The organism is Rhodococcus sp. UNC23MFCrub1.1, from assembly GCF_000686025.1.
Lineage (GTDB): Bacteria > Actinomycetota > Actinomycetes > Mycobacteriales > Mycobacteriaceae > Rhodococcoides.
Genome location: NZ_JMLQ01000008.1, coordinates 205,356 through 223,184, shown reverse-complemented (window position 1 = coordinate 223,184; position 17,829 = coordinate 205,356). Strand labels below are relative to the sequence as shown.

The 17,829-nt window shown below is 66.4% G+C and carries 14 protein-coding genes, 1 tRNA gene and 1 pseudogene; 8 read left to right on the top strand and 8 right to left on the bottom strand.

Annotation, left to right across the window (positions count from 1 at the left end; all coding sequences use genetic code 11):
- Window positions 1-223 precede the first annotated feature (223 nt).
- From BR07_RS26355 to hisD, 7 genes are all read left to right on the top strand, one after another.
- On the top strand, window positions 224-1,498 hold the full coding sequence (locus tag BR07_RS26355; protein ID WP_081821400.1) for an FAD-dependent oxidoreductase: 1,275 nt from the start codon (window positions 224-226) through the stop codon (window positions 1,496-1,498).
- 60 nt (window positions 1,499-1,558) lie between these two features.
- Entirely contained in the window at window positions 1,559-3,217 is a 1,659-nt protein-coding gene (locus BR07_RS26740; protein ID WP_081821399.1) for a cytochrome P450, read from the top strand.
- Between the two features lie 122 nt (window positions 3,218-3,339).
- Window positions 3,340-4,893, top strand: coding sequence for an NAD-dependent succinate-semialdehyde dehydrogenase (locus tag BR07_RS0118665; RefSeq protein WP_027506721.1), 1,554 nt, complete (start codon window positions 3,340-3,342; stop codon window positions 4,891-4,893).
- Entirely contained in the window at window positions 4,883-5,662 is a 780-nt protein-coding gene (locus BR07_RS0118660) for a TetR/AcrR family transcriptional regulator (protein WP_231476439.1), read from the top strand. The genes BR07_RS0118665 and BR07_RS0118660 overlap by 11 nt, the downstream gene beginning before the upstream one ends.
- A 120-nt stretch (window positions 5,663-5,782) precedes the next feature.
- Complete coding sequence (locus tag BR07_RS0118655) at window positions 5,783-6,301, top strand: VOC family protein (RefSeq protein ID WP_027506719.1); 519 nt, start codon at window positions 5,783-5,785, stop codon at window positions 6,299-6,301.
- 55 nt (window positions 6,302-6,356) lie between these two features.
- Window positions 6,357-7,556: an MFS transporter gene (locus BR07_RS0118650; protein ID WP_051613566.1), complete on the top strand. Its 1,200-nt coding sequence runs from the start codon at window positions 6,357-6,359 to the stop codon at window positions 7,554-7,556.
- Between the two features lie 107 nt (window positions 7,557-7,663).
- Complete coding sequence (gene hisD, locus BR07_RS0118645) at window positions 7,664-8,953, top strand: histidinol dehydrogenase (RefSeq protein ID WP_051613584.1); 1,290 nt, start codon at window positions 7,664-7,666, stop codon at window positions 8,951-8,953.
- A gap of 102 nt (window positions 8,954-9,055) precedes the next feature.
- On the opposite strand, the pseudogene BR07_RS27700 reads toward hisD, so the two are convergent.
- The 4 genes and pseudogenes from BR07_RS27700 to BR07_RS0118630 form a co-directional block, all read right to left on the bottom strand.
- Window positions 9,056-9,277, bottom strand: a pseudogene (locus BR07_RS27700) (TraM recognition domain-containing protein); the annotation flags it as partial.
- Window positions 9,278-9,640: 363 nt separating this feature from the next.
- Window positions 9,641-9,716: transfer RNA gene (locus tag BR07_RS0118640), tRNA-Thr, on the bottom strand.
- A 62-nt stretch (window positions 9,717-9,778) separates the two neighbouring features.
- Window positions 9,779-10,966 (bottom strand): DNA polymerase III subunit delta', encoded by a 1,188-nt coding sequence (locus tag BR07_RS0118635; RefSeq protein ID WP_027506716.1) that lies wholly within the window; start codon window positions 10,964-10,966, stop codon window positions 9,779-9,781.
- Window positions 10,967-10,977: 11 nt separating this feature from the next.
- Complete coding sequence (locus BR07_RS0118630; RefSeq protein ID WP_027506715.1) at window positions 10,978-11,931, bottom strand: DUF808 domain-containing protein; 954 nt, start codon at window positions 11,929-11,931, stop codon at window positions 10,978-10,980.
- A 32-nt stretch (window positions 11,932-11,963) separates the two neighbouring features.
- Here BR07_RS0118630 and BR07_RS25450 point away from each other — a divergent pair, with 32 nt between their 5' ends.
- On the top strand, window positions 11,964-13,091 hold the full coding sequence (locus BR07_RS25450) for a type IV toxin-antitoxin system AbiEi family antitoxin domain-containing protein (protein ID WP_051613565.1): 1,128 nt from the start codon (window positions 11,964-11,966) through the stop codon (window positions 13,089-13,091).
- On the opposite strand, the gene BR07_RS0118620 is transcribed toward BR07_RS25450, so the two are convergent.
- The 4 genes from BR07_RS0118620 to BR07_RS0118605 all read right to left on the bottom strand — a co-directional run bounded on the left by BR07_RS0118620 (window position 13,088) and on the right by BR07_RS0118605 (window position 17,734).
- Window positions 13,088-13,636: a mycothiol transferase gene (locus tag BR07_RS0118620; protein WP_027506714.1), complete on the bottom strand. Its 549-nt coding sequence runs from the start codon at window positions 13,634-13,636 to the stop codon at window positions 13,088-13,090. The two genes, BR07_RS25450 and BR07_RS0118620, sit on opposite strands and share 4 nt — an antisense overlap.
- Window positions 13,637-13,698: 62 nt before the next feature.
- Complete coding sequence (gene topA, locus BR07_RS0118615; protein WP_027506713.1) at window positions 13,699-16,647, bottom strand: type I DNA topoisomerase; 2,949 nt, start codon at window positions 16,645-16,647, stop codon at window positions 13,699-13,701.
- Window positions 16,648-16,814: 167 nt separating this feature from the next.
- Complete coding sequence (locus BR07_RS0118610) at window positions 16,815-17,402, bottom strand: hypothetical protein (RefSeq protein ID WP_027506712.1); 588 nt, start codon at window positions 17,400-17,402, stop codon at window positions 16,815-16,817.
- Between the two features lie 128 nt (window positions 17,403-17,530).
- Window positions 17,531-17,734, bottom strand: coding sequence for a cold-shock protein (locus BR07_RS0118605; protein ID WP_005248460.1), 204 nt, complete (start codon window positions 17,732-17,734; stop codon window positions 17,531-17,533).
- Window positions 17,735-17,829: the final 95 nt, after the last annotated feature.

Sequence of the window (17,829 nt, the reverse complement as noted above, 5' to 3'; positions counted from 1 at the left end):
GTCTCGCAAGGTGATCTGTTGCACAGTTCACTCTGCGGTGACGGCGACGCTACCTAACGTTCGTAAGCTATGGAAGACTTTGAGCGAGATCAGTCACACGTTGTTTACAAACGACAGTGAATCACACCTCGACTTACTAACGATAGTTAGCTACGGTAGTGTGCGTCACACTGCGTCGGTTCACCATCACGCTGGCCGCCACTCCCCGCCTCCAGGAGATGCAATGTCCCTCGATCCAAGTTCGCCCGTCGGTGACCTCCTCGGACAACCGGCGACACCGCAGGGGACCGCCGGTCATGTGGCCATCGTCGGGTGCGGACCGTCCGGGTGCTACACAGCGTTGGCGCTGCGACGTGCGGCGCCTGACGTCCACATCACCATCTTCGACACCCGTCCTACGCCCTTCGGACTGCTCCGCTACGGCGTGGCGCCGGACCATCAGGGCATGAAGAACGTCAGTCGCCAGTTCGACCGACTGTTCGCATCCGACCACGTCGATTTCGTCGGCACCACGGCCATCGGAGGTGACCTCCCCCTCGAACTGCTGGAGGAACACTTCGACGTCGTCGTCCTGGCGACGGGACTGGCTGCGGATCGCCCGTTGGAAGTTCCCGTCGACCCGGCAGCCCCCGTCCACGGCGCCGGCCAGCTCCTTCGATTCCTCAACGGTGACCCGGACAGCACCTTTCGGACGTCCACTCCCCGGCCACTGGGCGAGGAGGTCCTCATCGTGGGCACCGGAAACGTGGCCATGGACGTCGCCCGACTCCTGTGCAAAGCCGACGACGGTTTCCATAACTCGGACATCGACGACGAGGCGCGTGACACTCTCGGGACCGCAGACCTGCGACACCTGACACTGCTCTCCCGCGGGCCACGCGACCGAGTCCGCTGGGACGCTTCCATGTTCGCCGAACTGTGCGCACTCCCGGGCGTCACGGTGTACCTCGACGGTCAGATCGACGAGCGCTCCGCCACCTCCGACACCAGCGGGGAGAACGGCCGGGACGTCCGCATCGACGTGCGCTTCCGTGAGGTGCCGATCAGTGTGGACGCCGACGGTCAGCACTGCGTTGTCCGCACCCGCTTGAACACCGATCTCGACGCGGCGGGTGACGAAAGCGGCACTTTCGTGCACCGCGTCGACACCGTGATCACCGCCATGGGATTCGTGGAAGGCGACGCTCCTCGCGCATGGGCAGATCGAGACCGAGTCGTCCGGGTCGGTGGATGCGGCAGTGGATTCCTGGGCAACCTGGCCGAGAATCGCACCCTCGCAAAGGATGCCGCTCGGGAGATCGCTGACCGGTTGCGCACCGACGCCGGCCGCACCGGACTCGACGGTCTGCGTCCTCACCTTCCGCCCACCTCGACCACGTTCGACGACTGGACCGTGATCGACCACGCCGAAGTCGGACGCGCCCGACCCGGCCGCGTACGCCACAAGTTCACGACGTGGTCCGACATGGCCGACATCATCACCGCTTCCAAGAAGTAAGTCTTCTCCCCCGCCAGCACCTCTCGGCGAGCAACGACCCACCAACGAAAGGACACCGACATGACTCTGATCCATGTCTGGTACGGCACCGAATCCGGCAACGCCGAGATGGTCGGCGACGAGATCGTCGCGACCCTCACCGGCGCGGGTATCGACACTCGCCTGAGCGAACTACCCGACCTCACCTCCGACGATGTCGCCGATGCGCAACTCGCCGTCGTCATCACCTCCACGTACGGCGAGGGTGGGCTCCCGGCCACCACTGAGCCGTTCTACGACACGCTCGCCAAGGAACGACCCGACCTGAGCGGACTCCGCTTCGCCGCTTTCGGTCTCGGAGACAGCAGCTACGAGAACTACAACAACGCGATCAAGACGGTGGCGAACCTGCTCACCGAACTCGGTGCGACCCAGATCGGCAGCATCGGCAAACACGACGCCACGACCGGCCTCGATCCGGTGCAGGTCGCACAGGACTGGGCGCACAACGATGCCCTCCCGATCCTGATCCCCGCCGCAGAAAGGACGCCCGTGAGCGCCACCGACACACACGACGACCTGTTCCCGTGGAGCAACAAGGACTTTCAGAACAATCCGCACCCGTGGTACGACAAAGCTCGACTGATGGGGCCCGTTCACCAGACGGACGAGCGCACGTTCGTCATCCTCGGTTACGACGAGGCGATGAAGTTCGTCAAGGAACCCAACATGAGTATCCGGGAGCCCGACTGGGTCGAGGAGAACCCGTGGCTCGCGTTCGGTCACACCGTGCTCTCGCTGGACCCGCCGGAGCACACCCGCGCCCGTCGGCTCTTCTCCCGCTGGTTCACCCCGAAGCTGATCAAGCAGTGGGTCGAAGCGACCCGCACGTCGATGAACGAGATCCTCTCGACCTACGAGCCCGGCCAGACCATAGACGCCCATTACGACCTCGGCGTCCTCCCGACCCACACGACCATGGCCCAGGTTCTGGGCTTCCCCGATGGCGAGGTCGAACCGCTGTTCTGGGCGCTCTGGAACGCGATGCTCATCCAGGCGACCGACCCGGCCCCGGGAACTCGGGAGAAGTCCATCGAGAACCTCGATTACATGTTCGACACCACCGCCAAGCTGCTCAAGGACAAGGAGGCCAACCCCGGTACCGGACTGGCCGACGAGCTCCTGGCGGCGAGCAAGCGCGGGGAGATCACCGAACGCGAAGTGCTCGAGAACATGGTGTTGTTCTACATGTCCGGCGCGCCGAACCCCGCATACCTCGTCGGAGCCGGATTCGAGATCTTCGCCGAGCGCCCCGATGTGCTGAAGGACTACCGCGACAAGCCGGAGGTCCGCGAGCGCATCGTCAACGAGATCGCGCGCCTCAACCCGGTCGAGCTGCTCCTGACCCGCTTCCCGACCGAAGACGTCGAGATCGCCGGCACGGTCATCCCCGCCGGGTCGATGGTGAAGTTCCCGATCGGTGCGGTCAATCGCGACCCGGCTGTCTTCGAGAACCCGCACGAGTTCGACTACACACGTCCCCTGGAGACCAGCCGGAATCTGACGTTCGGACTGGGAACTCACAGCTGCGCCGGACAGCTGATCGCGCGCGCGGAGATCGACGTCATCTTCACCATGACCGCGGAGCGGTTCAGCACCGTCACGCTGACCGACACCCCGACGCGCGTGATCACCGACCGTCTCGTCGCCTACGACAAGATGCCCATCACCCTGAGCTGACCCACACACCCTTCGGCGGTGGGTGCGCACAACGCGCGCCCACCACCGGAGTTTCCAGGCGCAACAGCTCGTTTCGACCGCACCACGTCTCCCACGCCTCGGCACCACCTCGAAGGATGGTCATGCCCCACTCCGTCACCGACACCACAACACCCGCGTCGCACCCCACGGCGAGCGACACGTCCGGCCGCACCGACGCGCTGCACTCGGTACCCACCGGCCTCTACATCGACGGAGTGTGGCGCGAGTCCTCCGACGCCTCCACCATCGCAGTGGAGAACCCGGCCACCGGCCGGACGCTGCTGGACATTGCCTCCGCGACACCTACGGACGGCGCGGCGGCCCTGGATGCGGCCGTAGCCGCCGCGGACGACTGGGCTCGCACATCACCGCGTCACCGCGGAGAGATCCTCCGCAGAGCCTTCGACCTGTTGACCGAACGCGCAGAGCACTTCGCCACCCTCATTACCCTCGAGATGGGCAAACCACTCGCCCAGGCGCGCGGCGAAGTGGCCTACGGCGCGGAGTTCTTCCGGTGGTACTCCGAAGAATCAGTGCGCATCGACGGCCGGTGGTCGACCTCGCCGGACGGGAAATCGCGCCTGATGACCATGCGCCAGCCCGTCGGGCCCACGTTGATGATCACCCCGTGGAACTTCCCACTCGCGATGGGCACCCGCAAGATCGGCCCCGCCATCGCGGCCGGCTGCACCATGGTCATCAAACCGGCATCACAGACTCCCCTGACGATGCTCGCGCTAGCAGATCTGATGACGGAGGTCGGCGTTCCCGCCGGTGTCCTGAACGTCATTCCCACCCGGACCAGCGGCGCGGTGATGACACCCTTGATCACCGACCCACGACTGCGGAAGCTCACCTTCACCGGATCGACCCCCGTCGGCAAAGACCTCATCAGACAGTCCGCCGAGCAGGTACTTCGCGTCTCGATGGAGCTCGGCGGCAACGCACCCTTCCTCGTGTTCGAGGACGCCGACATCGAGGCCGCAGTCGACGGCGCGATGCTCGCAAAGATGCGGAACATGGGTGAGGCGTGCACCGCCGCCAACCGCTTCCTCGTGCACCAGTCGGTCGCCGACGACTTCGCGGCCCTGCTCGCACAGAAGATGACCGCGGAACGACTCGGCGCCGGTATCGACGACGGAGTGACCGTGGGGCCGTTGATCGACGACAAGCAGCGCAGAAAAGTGGCGGAACTGGTCACCGATGCTGTCGACCGGGGTGCCGATCTCACCGTCGGCGGCGAGCGAATCGACGGTCCCGGCTACTTCTACACACCAACCGTCCTCACCAACGTGCAGCCCGGCAGCGCGGTGCTCCGGGAGGAGATCTTCGGGCCGGTGGCGCCGATCGCGACCTTCACCGACGACGACGACGCCATCGCACGTGCGAACGACACCGAATACGGTCTGGCCGCATACGCCTTCACCGCGAGCACGGCGCGCACCATCAAGGTCGCCGAATCGCTCGATTTCGGCATGATCGGCATCAACCAGGGCATCATCTCGAATGCCGCCGCACCGTTCGGCGGCATGAAACACTCCGGCTTCGGGCGTGAGGGCGGACCGGAGGGCATCGCCGAGTACGTCGAGACCAAGTACATCGGCATCAACCCCCTCGACGCCACCGTCCGCAACTCTCACACCGATGCCCGATGAGATGACGCCCCCCGCCGTGGCCGCACCTGAGCACTTTCCGTATCGGACTGCGACTACCATTGCCACCGTGACCGGACAGGGGGCATCGACGATCGACTCGACGATGTCGCCTGTGCCTTCCACCGACTCGTTCCGCCAACAGGCGCTCACAGAGTTCGCACGACAATTCGACACCGCTCACCGTGACGACATGTCCCCGGCGAAACGTCGGGTCGTCGAAGCTTTTCTCAAACTCTGCGTGATCCACGGTATGGCGTCGGTCAGCATGCGCACCTTGGCGAAAGAACTCGAGATCAAAGCCCCCAGCATCTACACGCACTTCCCCGGTGGGCGAGACGAGATCATCACGGAGTCCCTGCGGTGGCACTTCCATCAGTTCTGCGGAGCCCTCGTCGACGCCGTCGTTCGTGCACCGGACGCCCAGTCGTTCTGGGATGCGATGGTCCGGCTGCATTTCACCCGCCAGGTACGCCTGCCCGAAAGCAACCTGTGGGATCTCATCGTTGCCACCGACCGCACGGCGCACATCCTCCCGACGGAATTGAGCGAGAAGGTCACGCACTGGGTGGATCTGTACGAGTCGCTCTACGTCGCCGCTGCTCGTGACATGGGCATCGAGAACAGCGAACGCCGCGTCAAGATCGTCAATACTCTGCTCGAAGGCGCCACCCGCTGGTTCGGCACCGATGGCACGGACGACGAGGTTCGCCAGGGCGCCGACCAAGCAGTGTTGATGTCCCGCGACATTCTGGCGCTCCCCATCACCTGACAGCCGGCTCGGACCTACGCACCCGAAACGCTCGGCATCGCAAAGGTCAACCCATATCATCAAGTAGCTAACTTCTGTTAGTTAGCTACTCACGAGCGAACCACCACATCAGGAGCAGCTGTGATCACTGTCGAACGAGCTTTCGACCACGTCGGACTGGCGGTCCCCAACCTCGAGGAAGCCGTCGCGTTCTTCGTCGACGCCCTCGGATTCGACGTCGTCATCCAGGCCGGCCCGTACAACGACTTCGGATACATCTGGCCCGGGGAGACCGCACCCGAAGCAGGAACACTGCGGCAAGCGAATTTGGTGCTGGGCGACTCCTTCAACCTCGAGCTGCTCGAATACACCAACCGCCAAGTTCGGATTCCCGACGCCGCACCCCGTCCTGCTGATCCCGGCGGATGGCACCTCTGCCTGCACGTCGACGACATCGAGACCGCAGGGGCCGAGCTGACCGCGCGCGACGACACCGACGCGATCTCCGAGGTCATCCGTGAGGAAGACGACATGGACGGCCTCAAGTGGGCCTACTTCCGCACCACCTGGGGTCTTGTTCTCGAACTGATCCAGTGGCAGACCGGCATGCCGTACGAGCGCAAGACGCCCCACCGCATGGCACTCCCCCGATTCGCCTGACACCTCGCGACCACCTTCGGGAAAGGTCGCATCCTCACCTAGGACCGTTGATCACATGAGCACCTCCACGACAACAGCCGACAGACGATTGCTGCACGCACGAGTGGCAGTCTTCGGCGTCTTCGTCGCCTTCGGATTGGTCCTGGGCACCTGGGCCACTCACCTGCCGTCAGTGAAGGCGACCATCGACGCCTCGACGTCGAGCATGGGCATCATTTTGCTCATCCTCGGCGTGGGCGCATTGGCGGGCATGCAGGCCAGCGGATACGCGGTCGACAGGTGGGGAAGCGGATGTGTCGCACTGGCCGGCGCGGCAGCCATGGCACTGGCCTTGTTGCCGCCTCTGCTGATGACGACGTGGTCCTCGGTCGCAGGCGCGGCCTTGATACTCGGTATTGCTGTGGGCATCGGCGAAGTAGGCATGAACGCCGCTGCGGTCGAGGTCGAGCGCGACTACGAGCGACCCATCATGGCGTCCTTCCACGGGATGTTCTCCGTCGGGAACGTGCTCGGCGCACTCTTCGGCGCGGCGGCTTTCGCGGTGGGGATCGGCACCACTGCAACAGCTCTGACCGTCTCCGCCCTTGCCTTGATCATGGCCGCCGCGGCCGCACCCACACTGCTCCGGAGAACGACAACTGCCTCTGCCACGACCGGACCGAAGGACGCGGGTGACCCGGGGTCTCCGCCCGCACCGCGGCAACGAGTCCGCCTCGTCCTGCTGGGGACACTCGCGTTCCTGCTCTTATTGACCGAGGGATCAGCGATGGATTGGAGCAGCCTCCACGCCCAGGAGCACCTCGCCGGCTCACCGAGCTCCGGCGCACTGGCTCTGGCGTGCTTCGTGTCAGCGATGACGGTCGGCAGATTCACCGTCGACCGAGTGGCGGCGCGCACCGGCCCGGTGCGCGTCCTGCGTCTCGGGTCCGTGCTCGCGATCACCGGACTCGCGATCGTGGTGCTTTCGCCGATGCTGGCTGTGACCTGCGTGGGTTGGGTGATTCTCGGACTGGGGTTGTCGGGTTGTGTTCCTCAGGTCTTCACCGCCACCGGAAACACTCCGGGTGCGTCCGCCAAGGAACTCTCTCGTGTGGTGGGCGCCGGATATCTCGCGGTGCTCGCCGGCCCCGCCATCGTCGGCTGGCTCGCTGACATCGTGGGCCTGAACACCGCGTTCGTGCTCCCGATCATCGCCATGGTGGTCTGCGTCTGCGCAGCCAATGTTTTGGCTCCACCCGCCGACGCGACCACATAGACCGCGCGCCGCTCTGCCACCGAGGAGTTATCGTGTCCACCCGCATCGCACTCGAACGTCTCGACCTACGACACCGAATCACCACGACCGCCGAACTGCGCAAGGCCATGCCGCGCGGCGCTGTAGACGTCGACAGCGTTCTGGACCAAGTCCGGCCGGTAGTCGCCGCGGTGCGTGACCGCGGCGTCCCCGCAGCGCTCGAAATGTGTGCACGCTTCGACGGAGTACGTCCGGACCGCGTGCGGGTCCCGCAGGACGCGTTGGTCCAGGCGCTCGACACGCTTCCTGCCGATGTGCGCGATGCTCTCGAAGTAGCGATCGACCGCACCCGGCGAGTGCACGCTGATCAACTCCCTACAGACAGCACCACCAATGTCGCGCCGGGAGGAACCGTCACCGAACGGTGGGTACCGGTCCAGCGCGTCGGGCTGTACGTCCCCGGCGGCACAGCCGTGTACCCGTCGTCGGTGGTGATGAACGTCGTACCCGCCCAGATCGCCGGCGTCAGATCGATCGTCGTGGCCTCACCCCCTCAAGCGGAGTTCGATGGCCTCCCCCACCCGACGATCCTCGCCGCGGCGCACCTGCTCGGTGTCGACGAAGTCTGGGCGGTCGGCGGCGCTCAAGGTGTCGCCCTACTCGCCTACGGCGGAACAGACACCGACGATGACGAATTGGCACCGGTGGATCTGATCACCGGCCCGGGGAACATTTACGTCACCGCGGCCAAGAGGTTGTGCCGCGGTCACGTGGGAATCGACGCAGAAGCCGGACCCACCGAGATTTTGATACTCGCCGATGCGACGGCCGACCCCGTACACGTCGCGGCCGACCTCATCAGCCAAGCAGAACACGACACCATGGCAGCGAGTGTTCTGGTGACTAATGCTGTCGAACTCGCCGACGCGGTCGACGAGGCTGTGAATCGGCAACTGGCGCAAACCAGGCACCGCGATCGAGTCACCAGCGCGTTGAGCGGCCGGCAGTCCAGAATCGTCCTCGTCAACGATGTCGACCACGGCCTCGTCGTGGTCGACACCTACGCCCCTGAGCATCTTTCGGTTCAGACCGAGAACGCACGAGAGGTCGCGGGACGCGTGTGCAATGCCGGGGCCATCTTCGTCGGCGCTTGGTCACCGGTGAGCCTGGGTGATTACTGCGCAGGGTCGAATCACGTACTTCCGACAGCAGCGTGCGCGCGGCACTCGTCGGGCTTGAACGTTCAGTCGTTCCTTCGAGGCATCCACGTCGTCGACTACTCCGAGCAAGCCCTGAGCGATGTGGCCAGACACGTCATCGCACTGGCCAGCGCCGAGGACCTCCCAGCGCACGGCGACGCCGTTCGGTTTCGTTTCGACGCTGTCGACGATGAGGAGAATGCGAACGCAGCCGGGTGAGCAGTGCCAACAAGGCTTAGTCGGCACCGACCACTTGCTGTGCCCCTGAGGGATTGAGGTGCGGCCGTCAACGGAACCGTGGCGCCGATATACCGGCTCCGCTGTGATGCCGCGGGAGCCGAAGTGGCTGTACCGGTTCGGCAACTGCCGCCACCGCACCACATTCGCCGCCTCATCCAGGACATAGTTCGCCGGCGCCCGCAGCCGACCCGCCGGCAACGATCCCTGCGCGGGGGTGGCGGTGGCCCGGTCCACCAGGGCGTCGGTGACGGCGACGGTCAACGCAGTGACCAGGGCGCCGCACTCGTGGGCGGAATCCTCCATCGACAAGCAGAACAAGGTGGGTGCGTCCTCGGCGGCGAACGCACTCGAAAAATGTCGCACGGATCCGGCTCGGCACGGCAGCGGTACACCGTCACATCGGACCACCGTGAGTCCCCGCACGTCCGCACCCCAACGGGTCCCGTTACGGATCGTGTCACCCTCGTGTCATCGAGACTGAAAGCGCTGGTCAGAGCCGCCGGGGCCGGGGACCTTTACAGTCTGGATGAAAAGGTCGGTTCTGAATACTGGGTGGTCAAAGCGGTGCCGCCGTGTGTTCCACAGACCTACGGCACTTCATTCGGGCGCACCCAGGACTGAAAAAGCGGTCATGCGAATCGCATAACCGCTGATCAGGGTACGTTGTGGAGCCGCCTAAGAGAATCGAACTCTTGACCTTTTCATTACGAGTGAAATGCTCTACCGACTGAGCTAAGGCGGCGCGGCTCCCGGAGGAGCCATCGCAAGTTTAACCGGTCCCCCCGCCCGAACCCAAAACGGGGGTCAGCGGGCCGCCGCGCCCAGTGTGGCGACCATCGCGTCGACCGCGAACTTGGGCTTGACGTTCATCTCCAGAGCTTCGCGGCACCGGAGGATCGCCTCGATGCACTGCAGCAACGACTCGGGAGTCGACACCGAGGCGAGGCCGCGGGCCTGGTCCTCCATGTCGGGGTGCGTCATCGTCGACGAGGCGCCGTACGACTGTGCGAGAGCGTCGCGGTACAGCCCGGCGAGGTCGATGAGTGCCCGGTCCAGCGAGTCTCGACCGGTTCGAGTGCGCCTCGACTTCTGCCGCTGTTCCAGTTCCTTGAGCACGCCGGCGGATCCTCGCAGCGCGCCCGCTGCACCCTTGCCGGTGCCGCCGGCGCCGAGTGACGTCCGCAGTTCGTCGGTCTCCCGCTCGTCGCGGTCGGCGTTGATCTGCACCGCGTCGGACTCGGCGGCCTTCACCAGTTCCTCGACCACCGCGTACTGGGTGGCGGGGCGGAGCGCCGCCTTGGCGATGCCCAGTGCCCGCTGCCGTCGCTCGCGTGCCTCGGGGTCCGTCGCCAAGCGGCGCGCGCGGCCCACGTGTCCGCCGCCCACCGAGGCGGCCCACGCGGCGGTCTTCTCGTCCAGGCCGTCGTTCTCCCGCAGTACGCGTGCGATGTCGTCGGGCTTGGGCGTCACCAGAGCCACATGCCGACAGCGCGAGCGGATGGTGACGGCGATGTCCTCCGGATCCACGGACGGTGCGCAGAGCAGGAAGATGGTGCGGGCCGGCGGCTCCTCGACCGCCTTGAGGAGCGCGTTGTAGGCGCGCTCACCCAGCCTGTCCGCGTCCTCGATGACCACGATCTGCCACGTCCCCGTGGTGGGGCGACGCGCTGCCATCTGCACCACCTCGCGCATCTCCTTGACCGAGATGCTGAGGCCCTGCGGCACGATGCGGCGCACGTCGCCGTGGGTGCCGTGCATGGTGGTGGTGCAGGCGTGGCAGTGGCCACACCCGATGACGTCCGGATCCGTGCACTGCAGCGCAGCCGCGAAGCAGACAGCGGCGATGGAGCGGCCGGACCCGGGAGGCCCGGTGAACAGCCACGAGTGCGTCATGCGGGAACCGATGTCACCCTCACGCGCAGCCGCCGCCGCGTCGGACAGCTCGGCGACCACCTCGTGCTGACCGACCAGCCGTTCGAACACTCCCGCCATGGGAGAAGATCTTAGTGCTCCTGTGCGACAGCCCCACCGCGACGCTTGGCCAGCAACGAGGACACCCCGGTCATCACGGCCACGACGATCGAGCCGACGACGAGACCGATCAGCGCGGATGCCAGCGTGTTGACGATCCAGGCCAGCACACCCCCGATACCGGCGACGTCGTGGACCGCGTCCTCCATGTGGTGGACGAACTCGTAGATCGGGTGGAAGCCCAGCTCGTCAATGCCGTTGAGCAGGATGTGGCCGCCGACCCACAGCATCGCCGCGGTGCCCACCACGGACAGCACCGCCATGACCTTGGGCATGCCCTTGACCAGGCCGCGCCCGACGGTCTGCGCGATGCCCGACGAGGTGTCGGCCAACCGGAGACCGATGTCGTCCATCTTCACGATGAGACCGACAACGCCGTAGACGAGGACGGTGATCACCACGGCGACGACGGCCAGGATGATCAGTCGGCTCCAGAAACCCTCGGCGGCGATGGTGTCGAGCGCGATGACCATGATCTCGGCGGACAGGATGAGGTCGGTGCGCACGGCTCCGGCGACGACGGTGTCCTCGTCGCGAGGTCCGTCCTCCTCGTGATCGTGAGCGCCGTGACCGGAGACGGCGCCCCAGATCTTGTGCATCGCTTCGTAACTGAGGTAGGCACCGCCGACCATGAGGATCGGCGTCAGCAGCCACGGCAGGAACTGGCTGAGCAGCAGCGCGATCGGCAGGATGATGAGCAGCTTGTTACGGAGCGACCCGAGGGCGATGCGCCGCACGATGGGGAGCTCACGTTCGGCGGCGAGGCCGCGCACGTACTGCGGCGTCACGGCGGTGTCGTCGATGACCACACCGGCGGCCTTGGCCGTCGCCTTGCCTGTCGCGGCACCGACGTCGTCGATCGACGCCGCCGCCAGCCTGGCAAGCGCTGCCACGTCGTCGAGCAGGGCTACGAGTCCGCCGGCCATCAGTACTCCCGAAGTAGGTCAGTGGTTCGAGAGTGAGAGTACCGCTCCAGGGGTGGGCTCGACCCCGCATCTCGCAGCAGTTCGCGCAGGCCCTGGACCGTCGCGAACTGCCGAGGGGTGCGCGTACGTTCTCCATCCCCAGCCTGTGGATCACGGCCGACGACTCGACGGCCGGATCGCGCACCCTTCGATACATGTCTCTGATCCCCCGAGCCGATCTCCGACGACGCGGCGTGTCCGACGGTGAGGTCCGCGCTGCTGTCCGGTCCGGTTCGATCGTTCCCGTGCGCCGCGGCGTCTACGTCGATCCGGCGACGACCGACCTGTCCGACGACCGCACCCGCCGACTGCTCGAGCTACGCGCCGCCGTCCTCTCCTCCGACAGCGATCTGGTGGTGAGCCACAGCTCGGCAGCGCTGGTCCACGGCATCGACCTGTGGCCCGACATCGATCGTCGAGCACACCTGACGGCGAATCGATCCGGCGGTGGTCGGGCCGGCACGTCGCGCGTCGTGCACGCATCGCCACTGCACCCGGACGACGTGACGACGGTCGACGGGGTGCGTGTCACCTCGCTCGCCAGAACAGTCGTCGACCTCGCCTGTAGTCGGCCGTTCGAGTCCTCGGTCTGCTCCGGCGATGCTGCTCTGCGCCGAACATCGGCGGACGATCTGGCTGCGACGCTGGCCCGAGCGCACGGTCGTCGCGGGATCGACAGGGCGCGGCGGGCCATCGCCTTCATGGACGGTGGCGCCGAGAGCGTGGGTGAGTCTCAGAGCCGGGTCTACCTGCACCGGCACGGCCTCCCCGCTCCTGCGCTCCAATGCGACGTCCTCGACGAGCGCGGACGCTTCGTGGGACGGCCGGACTTCCTGTTCGACGGAGTGATCGGCGAGTTCGACGGGCTTGCGAAGTACCGCGAGTACGGGGATGCAGCGGATGTGGTGATCGCCGAGAAACTGCGCGAGGACCGGTTGCGCTCACTGGAGTGGCGGATCGAACGGTGGACGTGGAACGACCTGGCGACGTCGGCTCTCGCCGATCGTCTCCGCGCAGCGCTCACAGCAGCAGAAGGACGCGCACCCCTCGGCAGTACGCGCAGGCACGGGACGGTCGCGAACTGCGGGGAGGTGCGCGTCCAGGACGGCAATCGCGCCTAGAACTCCAACCCCATGTCACCCGCCACCACACCCATCGTCGACTGCCCGTCCAGAGCCTCGCGGAGGATGTCGGCGTGCCCGCTGTGGTGGGCGATCTCGCGCAACAGGTGCAGCAGTACGCGCCGCGCGGTCCACCAGATGCGCTCCGGCGCCCACGGTGCGGTGGGTTGCGGGATCAGGTCGTCGAGGTTGCCGAGCGCGGCGATGCACTGCTCCAGCGCTCGGCCGGCACAGTCGAGTTCGGCCAGCACCTGTTCGATCGACTCCGGCACCTCGGGCTCGCCCGATCCCGAGAAGTCGACGGTCGAGTTCTCGTCGCGCTCCTCGAGCATGGTCACGTTCCCGCGGATCACCGACGCGACGTGCGCGATCAGCGAGGCGAGCGTGAACTCACTGACGGTCGTGCGCCGACGCGCCTGCTCATCGGTGATCCCCCGCGCCGTGATCGCGAGCATCCCGCGCTGATCGGCCAGGATGGTGACCAGATCGAGCTTCTCGCCCGTGACGTCGACCGACGGCCCCACGGATGTGTGCGTCCCCGCCATGATGTGCCCCTCTCCTCGTGTGTGAGGAGAACGCTAGGGGCAATCGCGGACAGGTGCGGTCCTCAGGACTCGGCGGGCGGCGTCTTCTTCGCAGCGGTCTTCGTGGCGGCCGCCTTCTTCGCGGGAGCCTTCTTGGCCGGCGTCTTCTTCGCTGCCGCCTTCTTGGCGGGAGCCTTCTTCGCCGGCGCCTTCTTGGTGGCCTTCTTCTTCACGGGCCCGCGAGCGCGACGATCCGCGAGGAGTTCCATGGCCCGCTCGTCGGTGATGGTGCCCACCTCGTCGCCCTTGCGCAAGCTGGCGTTGGCCTCACCGTCGGTGACGTACGGACCGAAGCGGCCGTCCTTGATCACCATCGGCTGACCACTGACAGTGTCCACACCGAGTTCGCGCAGCGGCGGCGTGGCCGCACCCTGACGTCCGCGACGCTTGGGCTCGGAGTAGATCTTCAGAGCCTCCTCGAGGGAGACGGTGAAGATCTGGTCCTCGGTGGCCAGCGAGCGGGAATCGGTGCCCTTCTTGAGGTAGGGACCGTAGCGCCCGTTCTGCGCCGTGATCTCTTCCTTGCTCTCGGGATCGACGCCCACCACGCGCGGCAACGACAGCAGCTTCAGCGCGTCGTCCAACGTGACCGTCGCGAGATCCATCGACTTGAGCAACGAACCCGTTCGCGGCTTCGGTGCGGTCGCTTTCTTCGCGGCCTTCTTGGCGGGAGCCTTCTTCGCCGCCTTGGTGGCCACGGCGGTGCCGCCGCCCCCGTCGGACGAATGCTGTTCCACCGGAACGATGTCCGGGGTGGGCTCGGGCTCCTCGGGGATGACCTCGGTGACGTACGGCCCGAATCGTCCTTCCTTGGCGACGATCTCGTGACCCGACAGCGGGTCGACACCGAGCTTGCGACCCTCCTGCGGAGTCGCGAACAGCTTCTCGGCGAACTCGAGCGTCAGCTCGTCCGGCGGCAGGTCGTCGGGCAGGTTGGCGCGCTGCGAGATCGGATCCCCGTCGGAATCGTCCGGGTTCTGCACCATCCGTTCGAGGTACGGGCCGTAGCGACCGACGCGGACGTGCACGTCGCGACCTTCGGAGTCGTCGAACAGGTGGATCGAGTTGATGACGCGGGCGTCGATGTCCTCGAGGTTCTGGCCGACCATCTTCTTCAGTCCGCCGGACCGTGCGACCGACCCCTCCGTGCCGTTCTCACCGCCGAAGTAGAAGGCGGACAACCAGTCTCCACGTCGTTCGCGGCCACCGGCGATGGCGTCGAGGTCGTCCTCCATGCCTGCGGTGAAGTCGAAGTCGACCAACCGGCCGAAGTGCGCCTCCAGCAACGCGATCACGGAGAACGCCACCCACGACGGCACCAGGGCGCTACCGCGCTTGTAGACGTATCCGCGGTCGAGGATGGTCTTGATGATCGACGAGTACGTCGACGGGCGACCGATGCCGAGTTCCTCGAGCGTCTTGATGAGCGACGCCTCGGTGAAGCGGGCCGGTGGGTTGGTGGTGTGACCGTCGGGATCGAGACCGGTGGCCGTGACCGCCTGTCCCTGCTCCAGAACCGGCAACCGGGACTCGGCGTCGTCGGACTGTCCGCCGGCCTGGTCGTCGACACTCTCGACGTAAGCCTTGAGGAAGCCGGCGAACGTGATGGTGCGTCCCGACGCGGCGAAGGTGCACTCCTCACCGGTACCCGCGGTGCCCGAGATGCGCAGCGACAGAGTGGTTCCGCGCGCATCCGCCATCTGGGATGCGACCGTGCGCTGCCAGATGAGTTCGTAGAGGCGGAACTCGTCGGTGTCCAGCGAGCTGTGCAGTTGGCCCGGCGTCGCGAAGGAGTCACCGGCGGGGCGGATGGCCTCGTGCGCCTCCTGCGCGTTCTTCACCTTGCGGGTGTACTGCCGCGGGGTGTCGTGCACGTACTCGGGGCCGTACAGCTCGGTGGCCTGACGACGTGCGGCATCGATCGCCGACGCCGACAGGTTCGTCGAGTCGGTACGCATGTAGGTGATGTAGCCGTTCTCGTACAACCGCTGTGCGATACGCATGGTGCGCTCGGAGGACATGCGGAGCTTGCGCCCGGCCTCCTGCTGCAGGGTCGAGGTCATGAACGGCGGGTACGGACGACGCGTGTACGGCTTGGACTCGACCGACGCGACGGTCAGATCGACACCGTCCAGAGCCTCGGACAACCGGCGTGCGCGCGCCTCGTCGAGAACGGTGACGCCCTCGGACTTGAGTTTGCCGTCGGCACCGAAGTCGCGTCCCGACGCGACACGAGAGCCGTCGACGTTGACCAGGCGCGCACCGAACGCCCGCGGCGTCGCCTCGGCGCCCGCGTCGAGCTGCGCCGAGATGTCCCAGTACTCGGCCGATCGGAACGCCATGCGCTCACGTTCGCGCTGCACGATGACACGTGTGGCCACCGACTGGACGCGGCCCGCCGACAGCTTCGGCATGACCTTCTTCCACAGCACCGGCGAGACCTCGTAGCCGTACAGGCGGTCGAGGATGCGGCGCGTCTCCTGGGCGTCGACGAGGTCGGTGTCCAGTTCGCGGGTGTCGGCGGCGGCGGCGAGGATGGCCGGCTCGGTGATCTCGTGGAAGACCATCCGTCGAACCGGAATCTTCGGCTTGAGCGTCTCGAGGAGATGCCACGCGATGGCCTCGCCCTCGCGGTCGGGGTCGGTGGCGAGGTAGAGCTCGTCGGCGTCCTTGAGCAGGCTCTTGAGCTCGGCGACCTTGCCCTTCTTCTCCGGGCTGACGACGTAGAGAGCCTCGAAGTCGTGGTCCACGTCGACACCGAGACGAGCCCAGGACTCGCCCTTGTACTTGGCCGGAACGTCTGCAGCACCACGCGGGAGATCTCGGATGTGCCCGACCGAGGCCTCGACCACGTAGTTCTTGCCCAGATAAGGCGCGATCTTCTTGGCCTTGGTGGGTGACTCGACGATCACGAGACGCCGAAGCCCGGACGCGCCGGACGACGAGTTCCCCGTGCTGTCTCCTGCTGCCACCTGCTGCCGAACCTTCCTGGTCCCCGCGAGAGGGAACCCGTTCACCTGCGTCGATACCCCGAACCGTTCGAAGCCGACACACTACAGAGTGACACACACGTGCAACTCGTATGTGACACCGCGGCCCATCGACCATCGGTGACCTCCGTCCGAGTCCCCCTCTTCCTCTACACGAGGACGGGCCACCCGCCCGCGGCGAGAGCGCCCGGTGGCGGCTCGCCGATGTTCTCGATGAGCCTGGTCACCCGACGTCGACCGGTGATCCGGAGTGCCGGCGTCCCTCCGTGGGTTCCCACCAGAGTCGGCGCCACACCGGCGCGCATCAACGACTGGGCGAGCACCGGATGCGTGTCGGGGGCGTGCGGATCGAGTCCGAGGACGAACCGGGCGCCGCCTGCCTCCTGCCGTCCCGCCGCGACCACCCAGGCCCGCAGGGCGCGCGGTCCGGGCACCCAACCCCCGGGCACCGCCTTCACCGCTCCCCGGACCCACTCCGCGGCGAGCGACGCCAGCTCGGGCACCGGCTCGGTCCGGACCAGTGGCCGTCCCTTGTCGGTCGTCGTGATCTCGGCGTCGAAGCCGCACGACTCGATCAGGTCGGCCACCGCGTGGGCACGCCAGGTGGCGTCGACGACGACGGAGATGCGCGTGCGCCCGGACACGATCACGGGCTGACCCTGCGCAGCCAGCAGCCCGGCGAGGTCGGCCGCGTCGGGCGGCGTCGACTCGGCGGAGAAGAAGGACAACTGGCTCACGATCGCGACAGTAAGCCACGAACGCCCCGCCGGCGTGGTGTCCGCGACGCAGTGTCACGGAAACGAGACGTCCCCCGCCACCTCGGAAGGCGACGGGGGACGTGTCGGTAGAGACTGTCCGATCGAGATCAGACGGCGCGGACGCCCGTGGCCTGGGGGCCCTTGGTGCCCTGTCCGACCTCGAACTCCACGCGCTGGTTCTCCTCGAGGGTGCGGAAGCCGCTGCCCTGGATCTCGGAGTAGTGGACGAAGACGTCAGCGGAGCCGTCCTCGGGTGCGATGAAGCCGAAGCCCTTTTCGGCGTTGAACCACTTCACAGTTCCCTGTGCCATGCTTGTCTATCCTTTTCTTGAACACCGGATGCGATGAACGGCACTTACAGTCCATCGGGCCGGTTCCGACCGCTGTGATGATCCCCCCCAAGAGT

What these genes read in the sequence shown, in the direction of transcription:
- BR07_RS26355 (WP_081821400.1), top strand. Translation starts at nt 224, where the DNA reads ATGTCCCTCGATCCAAGTTCGCCCGTCGGTGACCTCCTCGGACAACCG.
- hisD (WP_051613584.1), top strand. Translation starts at nt 7,664, where the DNA reads ATGCCGCGCGGCGCTGTAGACGTCGACAGCGTTCTGGACCAAGTCCGG.
- BR07_RS26740 (WP_081821399.1), top strand. Translation starts at nt 1,559, where the DNA reads ATGACTCTGATCCATGTCTGGTACGGCACCGAATCCGGCAACGCCGAG.
- BR07_RS0118620 (WP_027506714.1), bottom strand. Translation starts at nt 13,636, where the DNA reads ATGGCGGGGACGCACACATCCGTGGGGCCGTCGGTCGACGTCACGGGC.
- BR07_RS0118660 (WP_231476439.1), top strand. Translation starts at nt 4,883, where the DNA reads ATGCCCGATGAGATGACGCCCCCCGCCGTGGCCGCACCTGAGCACTTT.
- BR07_RS0118635 (WP_027506716.1), bottom strand. Translation starts at nt 10,966, where the DNA reads ATGGCGGGAGTGTTCGAACGGCTGGTCGGTCAGCACGAGGTGGTCGCC.
- BR07_RS0118605 (WP_005248460.1), bottom strand. Translation starts at nt 17,734, where the DNA reads ATGGCACAGGGAACTGTGAAGTGGTTCAACGCCGAAAAGGGCTTCGGC.
- BR07_RS0118650 (WP_051613566.1), top strand. Translation starts at nt 6,357, where the DNA reads ATGAGCACCTCCACGACAACAGCCGACAGACGATTGCTGCACGCACGA.
- BR07_RS0118665 (WP_027506721.1), top strand. Translation starts at nt 3,340, where the DNA reads ATGCCCCACTCCGTCACCGACACCACAACACCCGCGTCGCACCCCACG.
- BR07_RS0118630 (WP_027506715.1), bottom strand. Translation starts at nt 11,931, where the DNA reads ATGGCCGGCGGACTCGTAGCCCTGCTCGACGACGTGGCAGCGCTTGCC.